Here is a 14,277-nt window from a genome sequence, read left to right as displayed (position 1 = left end):
TTATGGAACAAAGATATCCGCCGCTTAAAGGTTTAACTCTTGTAATAGGTGCAATATTACTCTCTTTCGGTAACTTTATTGTAGTTTTGGATACCACTATCACTAATGTTGCCATACCTACAATTTCAGGTGATTTGGGAGTTTCGACAACGCAAGGAACGTGGGTAATTACAACTTATGCCGTTGCAGAAGCTATTACCGTTCCCCTTACAGGATGGTTAGGAAAGCAGTTTGGAGAAGTAAGAGTATTTTTATTTTGTGTAAGCGGATTTTTAATATTCTCCACTCTTTGCGGATTTGCAAACTCTCTTGAATTTTTAATTGTTTTTAGAATTTTTCAAGGATTAACTGCCGGACCTCTTATTCCTTTATCGGCGACATTGTTATTATCAATTTTTCCAAAAGAAAAGTCACACAGTGCAATGGCAATTTGGGGAATGATGACAGTTATTGCACCAATATTCGGACCTATTTTAGGCGGCTATATATCTGATAATTGGCATTGGTCTTGGATTTTTTTTATAAATATCTTCTTTTGTATTATTCTTATCTTCGGAACATTTATAATTTTAAAAGACAGAGAAACTAAAATTACTAAAAATAGAATTGATTATATCGGTTTATTTTTATTAGTTATTTTTGTAACTGCTTTTCAAATAATGTTAGACAAAGGAAGAGAACTCGATTGGTTTGAATCAAATTATATAACAATATGCGCTATTATCTCCTTTCTCTCTTTTGTATTATTTATAATATGGGAAATAACCGAAGAAAATCCTATTATTGATTTAAGTGTTGTCAAATCTAAGAACTGGACAATTTCAACACTTATTTTATGTTTTGTGTTTTGTGTATTTTTCGGTAATGTATTAATCAGCCCTTTATGGCTTCAAAAACTTATGGGATATACAGCTACATGGTCGGGACTTGCGGTTGCGCCTATTGGTATTCTTGCCGTAATAACTTCACCTATTATAGGAAAGCTTATACCAAAAATCGACACAAGAATTTTTGTAATTTCAGGAATAATCATAATTGCTTTCTCTTTTTATATGAGGGCACTTTTAAATATTGATGCAACTTTTGCTTCAGTTGCCATCCCTACTTTTGTTTTAGGAGCAGGAATACCCGCTTGTATGATTACCCTAACCTCGCTTGGAATATCGGAATTAAAACCTGAGCAAATAACAAGCGGTTCGGGACTTCAAAATTTTCTAAGAATTATGTCTATGGCAATAGGCTCTTCTCTTAGCCAAACATATTGGGAACATATGACAAAACTAAATAGAGTGGAGCTTTTAAATATGGAAAGTTATAATGAAAAAATTCAACTACTTCAAAATGAAATAGATATATCTTCTCAAGCAGCCTATCAATATTTTTCTAATATGATTGAAAATCAGGCGGTAATGCTTGCTACAAATGATTTTTATGCAAATTCTACGATTCTTATTTTACTATTCGGCATATTTGCAATTTTTCTTCGTCCTTTGCATAATAAAAAAAGTGTAAAAAATCAAGTTTGATTCAACACACTTTTACTTGCTTTTTGATTGTTTTTAAGCAGTCTGTATAAAGTATTTTGTTCTTCTTTATTTATAATTTCACTTTTTAATAATTCTCCTAAAATTGCACTTGGCGTTCTTTCTAATTTTGAAGCTATAATATTAATATTGAGATTTTTTTTAAAAAGACTTTTTAGTTTTATCTTATCTTCTAACTTCCATTTTAAACCGCTTTTTCTTGCTTTTTTATTCTCTATATTCTTATTCTCTTTTATTTGTTGTAACTCTTCACTATCCATTTTTGAGAAAACTATTTTTTCATCATTTTTTTCAAACTCTTCATTAATATCCGATATTTTTTTATTTATTAGTTGTTCTAATTTGGGGCTCATCAAATAGTGGAAATTTTCACTGTCTTTTACAAGTTTGCTTTTTGCTCTGGTAAGAGCTACATAAAAAAGATTAAATTCATCAACAAGTTCTTGATTACTCAGCTTTTTTAACTCTTTTTGATACTGCTGTAGAGTTGTATATCCCATATCAATAATCAAATCTGCAAAATTTGGAAAATCATCTGCTACAATCACACTATCCCATTCTAAACCTTTTGCGGTGTGAGCAGTTGTTAAAAAAAGAATCTCTTCTAATCTTTTTTCAAAATTATTAGACTTTCTGTTTTGCCAAGCCTTATAAAACTTAATTGCAATTTCCTTAAACTCGAATATTCTTTCTTGGTACTCTTTTACTACTTTTAATGCTGTTCTTAATTCAAAATCATCTGTCTGCTTTGCATAATCTGCCAATTCCTCTTCATCTTTGAAACTTTTTAAAAAAGGATTTTTTCTTATTTGGTCATGTTCGTTATTTAATAAATAGTATATTTCAATACTTAAAGAAAAAATTTCTTCGGGATTTCTTATAGTTACAAAAGGTTTTCTCTGTTCTATTCTGTTTGATATTATGCAAATTAGTTGGGCATTTGTTCTTGAAATATAGCCGAAACTTTTTATCTCTGTACTATTTTTATAAGATTTTATATCTACTTGTTCATTTTTAAAATTTCTAAGTAAAATATTTGCATAATTTGCGATTGTCTCATTAAACCTGAAACTTTGAGATAAATAGAGTTGTTTATCACAAGAGATTTTATCAAGAGCATTTTTACTTCCTCTAAAAGAGTAGATTTGCTGATGTCTGTCTCCTACATAAATTTTGATTTTTGAATTTAAGCAGTTAAAAATTCCCAAGGTAACTTCATTTGTATCCTGAGCTTCATCAAGCATAATAATATCATACTGATATTGGGGAATCTGCTCTTTTGAAATAAGAAGATAATAGTACTTTAAATAGAAACTGTGAGTCGGTTTTAAAACACCTATTAACATATGTTCAAACATCTTTTTTGCAGTTTTATGTTCAGTATCCTCTTCACTTATTTTATCTTGCGTATTGTTGCAAAAATTCTCAAAAATTTTTAAAGCGCTTAATGCCTTTTCATAAGGTATTTCAAACTCATTTGAAATATCAATAGCACGATAATTTCTCAAAGTGTTTAAATCTATATTCGTATATTTTTTGATTGCAGAATATGCCAAGCCGTGAGTTGTTTTTACATAAGTATTATTAGGGAAACTTGAACTTGCTTCATTTTTAATAGCACTGTTAAAAGCCAGATAAAGAATTTTTCTGTCTTTATACTCTTTTGCAACATATCTTAAAGTAGTAGTTTTTCCCGTACCTGCAAAAGCATTGATTTTTATATTTTTATATTTTCCTACAGCTTTTACAATCTCTTTTTGCTCTTTTGTTAAATCCATAAACGAATATTAGCTAAATAAATTTAAGGTAAAAGGAAATATTGCAGATTGTAAGGTTATCTCTTTTTATTTATAGCTATTTAGAAAAAATACTTTCAGGTAAGTTGTTTGCCTTACGTTTTAACTTAAATTGATTATAAGAGACTCGATACTCTTTGGGTCTTAAATAAGATATATACCTTGCTTCTTTTTTTGCCTCTGCCCAATCATATCTAAGACGTAATGCCAATTTTTCACCTAAAACAATATCTAAATTTTCTACCTTTTTTGTTTCAATCATTTTCCAAATAGTATTAAGAATATCATTATCATCTTCATCATTAGGATTTAAATATAGTTGCATTTCAATATAGTGTCTGCGAAGAGCTTCTTGATCTTGATTTTGATAAGAAGCTTGAATTTGCAAAGATAATTCTCGAATCTTTTCTCTCCAATGTTGGCGCTGCTGAGTGACATTTTCTATTAAAATTTTTCTCTCTGATGTAAATAATGCAACTATAGCAGCAACCAATCCAGCCGTGACGGCTGAACTTAATATAGTCGAAAGTTCCATAAATATCCTTTCTCTTGCAAAATATTTCAAACCTTAGAATAAATTTTAATAAAAATAATTTTTTACCATTTTGTACGTTCAACTACACTTATACCGTCTTCCGTAGGTTTTTTACTATTCATACTGTTTTCTATTGTTTGAATAACTATATATAACATATTTGTATCTTTTGAAGTATTGCAGATATTTCTAACTTCATTTGGATTTACTTTTATAATACTTCCCTCTTTTATATCCATTTTTTTACCGTCAATTTCAAACTCACCCTCACCTTTTAATATAATAAAAAGCTCTTCATTTTTTTTATGTTTATGATCAAAAGGAAAATATTGACCTGGGGCAAAACTGTTTAAAGATATTTCACTTCCTGTTAAATCCATCAATTCATTTAAAAATACTTTTCCTTCTAATACTTTTTTAGAGTCAGGTAAAATATATTGTTTATCTTTAATATCTTCAAATTTTCCGACATTTATAAACTCAAAACTTTTTGGCATAATCTATCCTTTTCTTATTAAGTGAGAAAAATTTATAAAATTTAATTCTTAAGTTTATAATTTTAACTCTTTTAGACTAAAAGATTATGCTATTTATAAATTGTTTACATTCCAATATCGTCAGGCAATTTTATTTTTTAATTAAAAAGAAAAAACTACTCAAATTATTTTAATTATTAAGTTTTGTTTATATCTTTTTTCTCATAATAATTTGTCCGCTATTATATTCTGTTTCTCCTATTACTTGCCAAGTACCGGAAAGAGTGGGAGAAGGATGTTCTGCAAAATCCATTTGAACTATTCCCTTCCATGGATGATTATGCCCATCTGAATCATCGTGAAGAGTATAAAAATAATTGACTGATTTACCATCAGAAACTGCAATATCAACACTCCATCTTCCAATTATTTCATTATTCGTTTTCTTCCCAATTTCTTTGAATTCACCTCCACCAAAGATAAGCTGACCTTCTTCAAATTTTATTGTTGTTTCTGACTCAGCTTTTTTATTTGTACTTGTAGATTTAGATTCTACTTTCCAAGTACCCTTCAATTTTTGTAATTTTTTTTCTAAATTACTTGTACCTATGTGATTATAAATTCTGAAAATAGCATAAAAGATAATAAAAAATGCAGCAACTGGTCCTCCAAGTTCTATCATTTGAGAGCCTGTTGTTGTTATCTTTGCAACATTTAAATCCTTAAAGGATAGGTACAATATAATTGTGGTTACAAGTGCGAGTATTGTAATACAAAATAAATCAATTAATTTTTTATTCATTTATATTTCCTTTCTTAGTTTAAAAATAAATAATATTATTATATCTTATTTTAATATAAATTTAGAATAACCACTAAAATATCAACAATAATAAATATTAAATATCTTAAAATTATTTTTAATAATTTATCATGTACAATATTATGTTAATAGAGGAGAAAAGATGAAAATCAAACAATTACTAATACTTATTGTTGCACTGGTATTTAGTGCGTGTAGTGTAAACCACCAACCATACTTAGATAAAAATGTAAAAGGACCCATTTCCAAAGTATCAGTAATTGCTATGAAATCAGGTTTAAAAATAGAGTTTAGAAACAATAAAAATCATACACTTGAATATATGAAAGAAAAATGTAAAACCAATAGTGATGAACTTTTGAGTTCAATATTAAATAAAAGTGGTATTCTTGGTGAATTAACCGCTAGAAATATAGAGCATATTAACTTTGGAGAAAAAACTGACTATATAATGACTATTGAACCCATTCGATACTATTCAGAGAATACTAATCTTTGTGAACCAACTGTAGTTGACTATGAAATAACATTAATTGATTCTAAGGAGCTTACAAAAAATTGGGATACAAAAAGAAAAGTTGATAAAATCACTTCGTTCACTAAGAAAACTGATAAAAAGATAGTATGGAGAGATATCATAACTTGGGATTATAAAAAAAATCCTACTACAAACGATAAAAATGTAAATCATTATTTTAATGAAAAGCTTTCAAAAAGTTTTGAAAAAACTGGACTTTTCCCACAAAAAGTTATGGATATAAATAGTGCCATAATTAAAAATCAAGAAAAATACAAAAAAAATCGAGAAAAAAAAAGAAAAGCTAACAATGCCAAATATCAAAGTGATAGTATGAGATTTTTATCATCTATTAATTGTAACATAAAAGATAGACTAGCTATAGGGTATTCAAAAAAGTCTAATGCTTTATGTTTAGGAAAATTATCTTTTATTAATGCAAAAAAAGATTTTAATTCTCAAAGATTATCAATGTTAAATGCCACACAAAAGCAGACAGTATTTACTCTTAAAAACAGCACTTGTCCAGTTATCTCAAGTAGTGAAGCAGGCGGTTCAAAATATGATAAAAACGTAGCTTTCAAAAATACCTATAAAACACAGATATTAGAACATTTTAATAATAAATGCCATATAGACGTAATAGACGGTATTAATTTCATGACTTGTGGAGAAAAAAATAAAAGTTACTTTTTGGAACTTTCATATTCAAATGAAAATAGAATCTACAAAAAATATATGATTCAAGTGGGAAATCTCTGCTTTGATAAACTAAAAAAATATTATAACAATGATGAGCTAGATTCAAAATGGAGAACTATGTATGGTTCTAATAGATTTGGATTTGATGCTCAAGGATACAATATACTTACTGATTCAAAGTATGATACAGAGGGATTTGACTATGAAAATTGGGATAAAAACGGCATAAATAAATTAACAAAAACTAAATATGATATTGAAGGCTTTGATATAAATAAAATAAGTAAAGATGGAACAGATAAAGATGGATGGAATCCCCATCTAAAAAAATTTGTTAAAAAGAAAATAGAAAAAAAATACCATTCTATGGATATAGTAAAATTTGATTCACAATTAAAAAACAACTTATATAATAGAAGCTACTATAATGATCTTTCATACATAAAAGAAAAAGATGGTTTTAAACTTGTAGGTAAAAAAGTATATGGGGATATTCAAAAACCTAACAAAATAGAGACTTACTATTTTCGTTCTGCAAGAGAGAAATTGTTAGACCTAGATAAACCTAAAAAACCAATTATGAAAGAAGCTCTTGTTCTTGAAAGAGTAGATGTAAGAGAATTTGACAAGTACGGTTATGACAAAGATGGCTATGATAAAAATGGATGGAATGCAAAATTAAAAACATTTAGAAAATAAATTTGTTTTAAAAAATTAAAAAAAAGAAGAGGAAAAAGGGAATCTAACTATTTTCTTTACTATTAGTTTTATCACTTTTCTTTTTGGGTGGAGGTAGTAATCTATTGAAATCATAAGGGATAATATTTCTTTCTATCTCTTCTGAAAAGTCATATAGTTTTATACAAATACCAAATAAAATAAACCATGCAAATATTTTATTTATAATTGGAATAGAAAAATATAAACCTATAACAACGCCTAAGATACCGATAATTAGTAAATAATTATCAATCTTTTTTGCTTTTATTAGATTATAGTAATACATAACTTTTAAAATAAGTTTTTTGTTTTTTAACATTTTATTTCCATTCTTATTTAGTTAATAAATACTACTATTAAAAAAGTTAGATTAGTATAAATAGATATTTATAGTTTACTATTTTTAAGTAAACAGAAAAGAACGATTTTTCTTATCTGTTTGATAAAAGGATATACAAAATTTCTAAAAAATTTATTATCTTTAAAATATATCTTTTTTTGGGAGAGTCTATTTAAAAAAATTATTGCATCCGAGCCTTGATAAATTTTACTTGCATCTACTCTTATGATAAATCCGTCGTTTATATTAAACCCAAGTTTACTAAGCTCTTCAATAGATTGTTTATCTTCTCTTGCATTTACAAGTATAAGATTATGGCTTTCTTTTAACTTTATATAGTTTGCATAAAATTTACAAAAAGGACACTCTTTATCATAAAATAGTTCTATTTTCATTTTAAATTATACATTAGTCAATCTTTTATCCTCTTTCACTAAAAGCAAGTTTTAAACCAAGTGCCGCAAAACTGCCTGCAAAGATTTTTTGAATAACCGTACTAACTTTTTTTGAATGTACCAGAAGTTCACTAAAAATACTTGACACAAAACCGTAAACTGTAAAAACACCAAAGGTCATAAGCATAAACACTCCGCCTAAAAGTAACATACCAAGGAGTGGTTGCTCTGATTCAGGAGAAATAAACTGAGGTAAATATGCCAAAAAGAAAATAGACAATTTAGGATTAAGAATATTAATTATAAAACCTCTAAAAGCTATGCTACTATTCTTTGATTGAGTCTGATCTTTGTCTAAAACCAAAGGAGAAGAAGAACGCCACATCATCCATGCCAAATAAAGTAAATATGCTGCACCTAAATATTTTACCGCTTGAAATAGCAATGCACTAGTGTGAAAAATAGCAGCTAAACCCAATACACTCGCAAGTAAAGATGGAAGGATACCCAATGTACACCCTAAAGCAGCAAATAAACTAGCACGTTTACCCAAAAAAAGTCCAGTTGAAACTGTATATAAAACTCCTGTTCCAGGAATAAGCACTACAATTAAAGAGGTAAATAAAAATTCTATTGATACCATTTGAAAAATTCCTTTTTATTTAAGTATTATAATCATTTATCAATGAGTAAAATCATCAATTTCTTCATATACCGTAACAGAGACTCGCTCTCCTATCTTTCTCATATCCGCCATTTCTTCTGGATTTTCATACCCCCAAAAAGATTCCCAACTCTCCATTGAATCCCATCTTGCTACAGTAATCACTTCAGTTTTATTTTCCGGACTACGAAGCATAAAACTTCCTAAAGCACCAGGTATAGTTTCATGAATTTTGTTTGTAGTAAAACTCCATGCTTTTTGAAAACTCTTAAAACTCTCTTCTTTTACTTTCCAATGATAAACTACCCGAATCAATATAAACTCCTTAGTTCTTTTTATTTATTTTATACTTTTAATCCTCAACATTTCATTACCGCCTTTTTGGAACTCATAATCAACAATTTCTACTTTATACTGATATCCAGCTTTTTTCAAGTGTTCTGTTAGCGGTTTTAAATATTCCGATCTGTTTCCTTTAAGATCAAGCAGCGGGAAAATTCTAACTTCATTTCCTACACTGCACATCTCCAAAACAGCATTTAAATGAAAATCCAAATCAAGATGTTCGCTGTATAAAAATAAAAAATGAGAACAAAGAACAAGATTGAAACTCTTTTTTTCAAAGGGTAGATTTGGCAGTGAACCTTCTATATAACGTCCTTCTTTTTTACCTGCTTCATAATCTTCAAGAAATTTTGTCATAGCTAAAATACGTACATTTTTTAACTCATTAACGGAACTAATATTTTTCCAAATATAGGTTCCCTTATTTTGTTCTACCTCTTTCATAACAGTTTCGGCAGTATCTAAAATCCTTTGTTTTATTTCATTTTTTGTAAATTGAAAAATAGGATCAAAGGAAATAACTGAAATATTTTTCTTTGTGGCTTCGGCATTGAAACTTGATGGACCATCGGCACAGCCGAGTATAGAAGAGGAAAGATCAGTTGTATTAAGAGAAAACATGGCTTTGTATTCTTCAAAGTTTCTTCCCCAAGGTACAACGTTTTGTAGAATCATTTTTTTACCTTTTGGAATATAATACTTAAAATCAACTTTAGGATAATAATTTTATTCTGATAAAACATCTAACAAATCCCTCTTTAGAAAAAAGATGATTTTCCTTTTTATTTTTTAAATATTTTTTATGATATAATATTTTTTATCACAAAATATTCAAGGAGATTCTTATGTCCTCAATTAGTGAAATAGTAGATAATTTTGATATTGGTTTTTTTAGTACACACATCAATTCAGATAATTCTATTAACCTTGAAAAGATTAATACACCTGAGGAATTATCAAGTTTTAATGATACTCTCAAAGAAATAAGTAGAGAAGCTTATACTCCACCATCTCCAGGATATGTACAACTTGACGGCTATAGGTTGGATGAAAACAATAATCAAGTACCTACTAAAATCATTTTAGAAGATGTTTATACTAAAGATTTATTTTTAGATGAAGATGGGAATTGGGATGAAAAAGCAGAAGCTGAAGCTTATAAACAAAGAGAATTAGAGTATAAAAAAGAAGTAATAAATGACTGGATAAAAGATATGGGTTATGAATTACAATCCAAAGCTGAACTGATGAAAGCATTATTAGCAAAAACAGATTCTTAGAACATTTATATCAAAAACTAAAGTAACTATTTTTTATTTTTCTTTCTTGAAGCTTTTGCCATTTTAGCTTTTTTCTTTGCTTTTTCTTTATTTAAACTTGCACTTTTTCTTGCATTTAGAACTTGTTCTTTTGTTGTTGTATCTTTATCAAATGCTTTAAAAGTTGCATTACTTCTTGCTGCAAGAAGATTCATTTTCGTACTTTTTACACTGTTGTTATTTTGACTTTTAGCCATTTTGTAGCCCTAAATTGTTTGTAAGATTATAATTTAGAAGAGAGTTAGTAAGCCTGTTCTCTATTTCTAAAAACTTTGAAATAATAGTTCTTTAGAGATTAATAAAAGCTTATATTAATAACTTTTGAGTTGTATATGTAGTTATAGAAGGAAAGAAACAATGAACCAATTCAAAAAAAGAGTTGATTCATTGCAAATTATATTTTACAAATCTTTGAATAAAGGTGTTTTTCCAAAATTGTCTTTATAAATTAATACACCCATCAAAATAAATATTACATTTTTCACAATATACTGCCCCACTAAAGTAAAGGCATATGCACTTGTGTAAATGAAACTTCAGGTAATAGTACCAAAGGAGTAAATGTGCATACCATATGAATAAAAAATAGAATTAATGCAAATCTTAAATACAAACCCAAAAGCAAACCAATTCCAACCGTTACTTCCCATAAAGCCAGAAGTTTTATAGATATATTTCCGGGTATTAGATGAAAAAACATTATATCAATCGTTTTTGTAGCCAAAACCTCTGCCGGACTTAATTGTGGAAAAAACTTCAACACACCATACCAAATAAATATCACACCAAGTGCAATTCTAGAATATTTTAAAATATCGTTCATAACTTCTCCTTAAAAAGGTGAAATTATATCTTTTTTATTCTTAATCTTGATAATCGTTATTGATAATATCATCTGAATAGATTTTTTTAAATTTATTAAAAGACATTTCTGACAATACCGAAATCTCTTGTTCATAACCTTTTTTATTAAAATTTACAGAATGATGATTCATAAACCCATGTAAAAAAGGAACTTGCCTGATTGTGACGTTATTTTTATTGGCTAACTTATCCATAAGTTCATTTACTGAAAAGTGGATCTCTGAAGAGGGAAAAGTAAGACAAATAGGAAATAATGGCTCGATGTCCAAGTGATTTCTAATTTGAGAACCGTAATAGCAATATGCACTTTTAACATTAAGATTAATAATGTCAGATATCTTCCAAATAGCAGAAGCACCGATACTAAAACCAATTAGATTTACTGGTGACTCTATGGATTGAATTCTGTTTAGTAAAGTTTCTGCATATTTATTGAGTGTTACTTTTTCTAAAAAATAGTTGTATGCTTCTTTTTCACTAGAAAATGACATATATTTTGCCGAATAAGGATCATGTATCTCAGTTGGCAAATTGAAATTAGAAGAAAATTCTTCTAATTCTTTTGTTCTTCCAAAAATATCTGAAATGATAATATTTTGCATAAGTCTGATGCCTTTTAATGTTTAAAATTAGCCAAAAATTGAAATTATTAATACATTTTTTGAGATTATCTTAGAGGTAATTTTATACAATCTTTTATAAAATATTGTTATTTAGAAAAAATTCTAGTCCTCTTTATTTTAACTTCTTTAGGCTTTAAAGCTTAAATTACCACAAGTATCCCCTCGTTCACTTCTAGATAATTTATTACTTGTAGACATCTCCTCTACTATCAACTTTTAATATTTTTATTTCTTCTTCATTCATATGAAAAAGTATTCTATATTTCGATACTCTCATTCTATAGATTGGAGGTATATCATTGCCTGTTAGTTTCTTTACATCTCCATCCGGTAAGTTTTGAATGGCTTGAAAGATTTTTTCTTGAAGTTTTTTATCATATCTTGAAAACTTCTTTTCAAATGTTTTAGAATATGAAATAATCATAAGTTAAATTTATTTTTAAAATCTTCATTTGAAGTAAACTCATCATTTTTCAGTATAGATAATATCTCCTTTTCATCGTCTGCTTCAAGCAATAATTCAGCTTGTTGTTTTGTTTTAGTATCTTTTGCAAGATACTCAGTAAGGCTTTCTCTTATAATTTGAGAAATTGATTTTTTTTCAATAAAACTTACAGCTCGTGCTTGTTCATATAATGTTTCATCAATAGTTAAATTTAATCTATGCATAAATACTCCTCTATGTAGTGATGTATAAATGTATTATAACATATTTAATTAATAAATTTAATAAGTCTTTTGTCTAACAAGTTCACCTACAGTAGTAGCCGTCAGGTGCAGCGATTTGTTAGAATTAATGAATTAGCACTTTTTCTCTAAGTGATGGATCATTTTATAAGATATACCCATCCTATGACTAGAGCTAATGTTGTGAGAAAAGGACCAATATGTCCTAAAATTAAAATTGTTTTTTTATTGTTTGTTTCTGGATAATCTATATTCCTATATGCTTGAGGCACATTGCTATATGCTATGAAATATAAAATTATTGCAGCTGAAATGCAAAGAAAAAAACTGAAAGAAGAAACAAGGCCAATTGATAAAATAACTGCTTGTAGTTTAATATCGTCATCGACATATTCAAAAGTCGCAAAAAGAATTGCCTGAGTTGTAAGAAGCCAAGAAATTCGGTCCTTAATTAGATCGTTTTCTTTTTTAAAAAATTCTTTATATCGATTGTAAATATTCTCAGCCATAATTTTCTCCTATTGTTAACTATTTATTAGTAATATATTATATATAAATAATATATTAAGATTATATTTTAAATTATTTTATAATTTGAGAAAGAGAATAAAGAGTAAAAATAATCATGTTTACTAATACTATTTAGTGGTATTTTTTTGTTTAGCTATTTTTTCATTTGTCTCTTTTATATTGTCAAATCTGTCTTTCATCATAACAAACATATATCCAAGAGCAATAATAACAACACCAATAATAAATATATTTTTCATCTAATCTCCAATAATAAAGTTTTAATCTAAAACGTTGGCTTTTGTTTTAAATTTTTTGCCTCTTTTTCTTTTAATTCTCTTTCATGATATGGGATTGGATTGTATAACTTTAGAAAAGTTCTATTTAGTTCTAAATAAGGTTGATTAAATACTTCTAACATGCTAAATTCATTATTTTTATTTGCTTTTTCTGAACATTTATATCCAGAATAAGTCTTTTTTGAGCTTGGATAAGGTTTTTCACACCAAATATATTTATCATGTAGAGAATGATCTATGGAACTAGGTTTTCCATATTTTTCCATTGCCGCATTATAAAACTTTTTTTCATTTGTTTTATTTTGAACACTTGAATAAACAATATCCTCAACATAATATTCTTTTTGTGAAGGATTTGAAATGCCTAAAACAATTTTAATAGTTGCTTGCTTAAGAGTAACATGTACCTTTGTACCTTTATCAAATTTTGAACGTTTATATTCTTGAATACTATAATATGGTTCAATTTGTTTTTCTCCCCATTTAAAAGAAGAGGTATCTCTTGCTTTATACCTTTTTTTTATAACTTCTAATACTTCATTTTGTGTCATTCCCAACTTGATACCAGAAATATCAAAATTTGTAACTTTATATCCTACACCTGCAAATAAGAAATTTGCTAAAAACACTGCCATAAAAATTTTTTTCATTACTTTCCTTAAATATAATATAAAAAATTATATCATAATTTTAATTACTTCTTTATTAAATAAATATAATAATTATTTAATTTCTTTTAAGGATAATAGAAAATTTATTTATTTATATAATAAAATAAATTTCTGATTTCATATTTTAGAGGGTAGTTTTTTTCTTATAGTAGATAGATTTTTTTCAAAAGGAATAGTAATATTTTTATATGACTTATACTCTTCAACTCTTCTATTAAGCTCATAATCTAAAGAATTTTTTACAACAATAGCATTATTTGTAAAGCCTTAATAAAATCATTAAATTAACTAAGATATTACTCTTTTATATCCAATTTTAAAGTTATAAAATCACTTCTTTATTTTTTCTAGTGATTATAATATATTATCAAATAATAAGGAAATTGAAAAAAGTAAAACAAAAAGCAACCCACAGAGTTTCGAAGGCAGAAGCTACCCTCGTTTATT

Annotated in this window: 20 protein-coding genes; 3 read left to right on the top strand and 17 right to left on the bottom strand. The window is 27.3% G+C overall.

Annotated features, from left to right (window positions below; translation table 11 throughout):
• Window positions 1-2 precede the first annotated feature (2 nt).
• A complete protein-coding gene (locus AANAER_RS05955; RefSeq protein ID WP_129081893.1) occupies window positions 3-1,526 on the top strand; it encodes a DHA2 family efflux MFS transporter permease subunit in 1,524 nt (507 codons plus the stop codon).
• Here AANAER_RS05955 and AANAER_RS05950 read toward each other — a convergent pair.
• The 4 genes from AANAER_RS05950 to AANAER_RS05935 all read right to left on the bottom strand — a co-directional run bounded on the left by AANAER_RS05950 (window position 1,517) and on the right by AANAER_RS05935 (window position 5,153).
• Window positions 1,517-3,322 carry a UvrD-helicase domain-containing protein gene (locus AANAER_RS05950; RefSeq protein ID WP_129081892.1) on the bottom strand — a complete coding sequence of 602 codons (1,806 nt, stop codon included), beginning with the start codon at window positions 3,320-3,322 and terminating at the stop codon, window positions 1,517-1,519. The two genes, AANAER_RS05955 and AANAER_RS05950, sit on opposite strands and share 10 nt — an antisense overlap.
• Before the next feature lie 76 nt (window positions 3,323-3,398).
• Entirely contained in the window at window positions 3,399-3,875 is a 477-nt protein-coding gene (locus AANAER_RS05945; protein ID WP_129081891.1) for a hypothetical protein, read from the bottom strand.
• 62 nt (window positions 3,876-3,937) lie between these two features.
• Window positions 3,938-4,372, bottom strand: coding sequence for a cupin domain-containing protein (locus AANAER_RS05940; RefSeq protein WP_129081890.1), 435 nt, complete (start codon window positions 4,370-4,372; stop codon window positions 3,938-3,940).
• A gap of 187 nt (window positions 4,373-4,559) precedes the next feature.
• A complete protein-coding gene (locus AANAER_RS05935; protein WP_044415213.1) occupies window positions 4,560-5,153 on the bottom strand; it encodes a hypothetical protein in 594 nt (197 codons plus the stop codon).
• 163 nt (window positions 5,154-5,316) lie between these two features.
• Here AANAER_RS05935 and AANAER_RS05930 point away from each other — a divergent pair, with 163 nt between their 5' ends.
• Window positions 5,317-7,092: a hypothetical protein gene (locus AANAER_RS05930; RefSeq protein ID WP_129081889.1), complete on the top strand. Its 1,776-nt coding sequence runs from the start codon at window positions 5,317-5,319 to the stop codon at window positions 7,090-7,092.
• Window positions 7,093-7,135: 43 nt separating this feature from the next.
• Here AANAER_RS05930 and AANAER_RS05925 read toward each other — a convergent pair whose 3' ends face one another.
• From AANAER_RS05925 to AANAER_RS05905, 5 genes are all read right to left on the bottom strand, one after another.
• On the bottom strand, window positions 7,136-7,432 hold the full coding sequence (locus AANAER_RS05925) for a hypothetical protein (protein ID WP_129081888.1): 297 nt from the start codon (window positions 7,430-7,432) through the stop codon (window positions 7,136-7,138).
• Between the two features lie 68 nt (window positions 7,433-7,500).
• Window positions 7,501-7,848 carry a DCC1-like thiol-disulfide oxidoreductase family protein gene (locus AANAER_RS05920; protein ID WP_129081887.1) on the bottom strand — a complete coding sequence of 116 codons (348 nt, stop codon included), beginning with the start codon at window positions 7,846-7,848 and terminating at the stop codon, window positions 7,501-7,503.
• Window positions 7,849-7,873: 25 nt separating this feature from the next.
• Complete coding sequence (locus tag AANAER_RS05915; RefSeq protein WP_129081886.1) at window positions 7,874-8,491, bottom strand: LysE family translocator; 618 nt, start codon at window positions 8,489-8,491, stop codon at window positions 7,874-7,876.
• Between the two features lie 39 nt (window positions 8,492-8,530).
• On the bottom strand, window positions 8,531-8,827 hold the full coding sequence (locus AANAER_RS05910; RefSeq protein ID WP_129081885.1) for an antibiotic biosynthesis monooxygenase family protein: 297 nt from the start codon (window positions 8,825-8,827) through the stop codon (window positions 8,531-8,533).
• Window positions 8,828-8,851: 24 nt separating this feature from the next.
• Window positions 8,852-9,532: a methyltransferase domain-containing protein gene (locus AANAER_RS05905; RefSeq protein ID WP_129081884.1), complete on the bottom strand. Its 681-nt coding sequence runs from the start codon at window positions 9,530-9,532 to the stop codon at window positions 8,852-8,854.
• Window positions 9,533-9,702: 170 nt separating this feature from the next.
• Here AANAER_RS05905 and AANAER_RS05900 point away from each other — a divergent pair, with 170 nt between their 5' ends.
• Window positions 9,703-10,137 (top strand): hypothetical protein, encoded by a 435-nt coding sequence (locus tag AANAER_RS05900; RefSeq protein WP_129081883.1) that lies wholly within the window; start codon window positions 9,703-9,705, stop codon window positions 10,135-10,137.
• 26 nt (window positions 10,138-10,163) lie between these two features.
• On the opposite strand, the gene AANAER_RS05895 is transcribed toward AANAER_RS05900, so the two are convergent.
• The 8 genes from AANAER_RS05895 to AANAER_RS05865 form a co-directional block, all read right to left on the bottom strand.
• The gene (locus AANAER_RS05895) at window positions 10,164-10,373 is read right to left on the bottom strand and encodes a hypothetical protein (RefSeq protein WP_129081882.1); all 210 of its coding nucleotides are present in this window, start codon (window positions 10,371-10,373) and stop codon (window positions 10,164-10,166) included.
• Window positions 10,374-10,675: 302 nt separating this feature from the next.
• Complete coding sequence (locus tag AANAER_RS05890; RefSeq protein WP_228711149.1) at window positions 10,676-10,999, bottom strand: DoxX family membrane protein; 324 nt, start codon at window positions 10,997-10,999, stop codon at window positions 10,676-10,678.
• Window positions 11,000-11,039: 40 nt separating this feature from the next.
• Complete coding sequence (locus AANAER_RS05885) at window positions 11,040-11,642, bottom strand: hypothetical protein (protein ID WP_129081881.1); 603 nt, start codon at window positions 11,640-11,642, stop codon at window positions 11,040-11,042.
• 205 nt (window positions 11,643-11,847) lie between these two features.
• Complete coding sequence (locus AANAER_RS05880; RefSeq protein ID WP_129081880.1) at window positions 11,848-12,087, bottom strand: type II toxin-antitoxin system RelE family toxin; 240 nt, start codon at window positions 12,085-12,087, stop codon at window positions 11,848-11,850.
• The gene (locus AANAER_RS05875; protein ID WP_129081879.1) at window positions 12,084-12,332 is read right to left on the bottom strand and encodes a hypothetical protein; all 249 of its coding nucleotides are present in this window, start codon (window positions 12,330-12,332) and stop codon (window positions 12,084-12,086) included. The genes AANAER_RS05880 and AANAER_RS05875 overlap by 4 nt, the downstream gene beginning before the upstream one ends.
• 158 nt (window positions 12,333-12,490) lie before the next feature.
• The gene (locus AANAER_RS05870; protein ID WP_129081878.1) at window positions 12,491-12,859 is read right to left on the bottom strand and encodes a hypothetical protein; all 369 of its coding nucleotides are present in this window, start codon (window positions 12,857-12,859) and stop codon (window positions 12,491-12,493) included.
• 129 nt (window positions 12,860-12,988) lie between these two features.
• The gene (locus AANAER_RS15135) at window positions 12,989-13,120 is read right to left on the bottom strand and encodes a hypothetical protein (RefSeq protein WP_267898128.1); all 132 of its coding nucleotides are present in this window, start codon (window positions 13,118-13,120) and stop codon (window positions 12,989-12,991) included.
• A 26-nt stretch (window positions 13,121-13,146) separates the two neighbouring features.
• A complete protein-coding gene (locus tag AANAER_RS05865) occupies window positions 13,147-13,809 on the bottom strand; it encodes a hypothetical protein (protein ID WP_129081877.1) in 663 nt (220 codons plus the stop codon).
• Window positions 13,810-14,277: the final 468 nt, after the last annotated feature.

The organism is Halarcobacter anaerophilus (genome assembly GCF_006459125.1).
Classification (GTDB): domain Bacteria; phylum Campylobacterota; class Campylobacteria; order Campylobacterales; family Arcobacteraceae; genus Halarcobacter; species Halarcobacter anaerophilus.
This window is presented reverse-complemented; position numbering and strand designations above follow the sequence as displayed.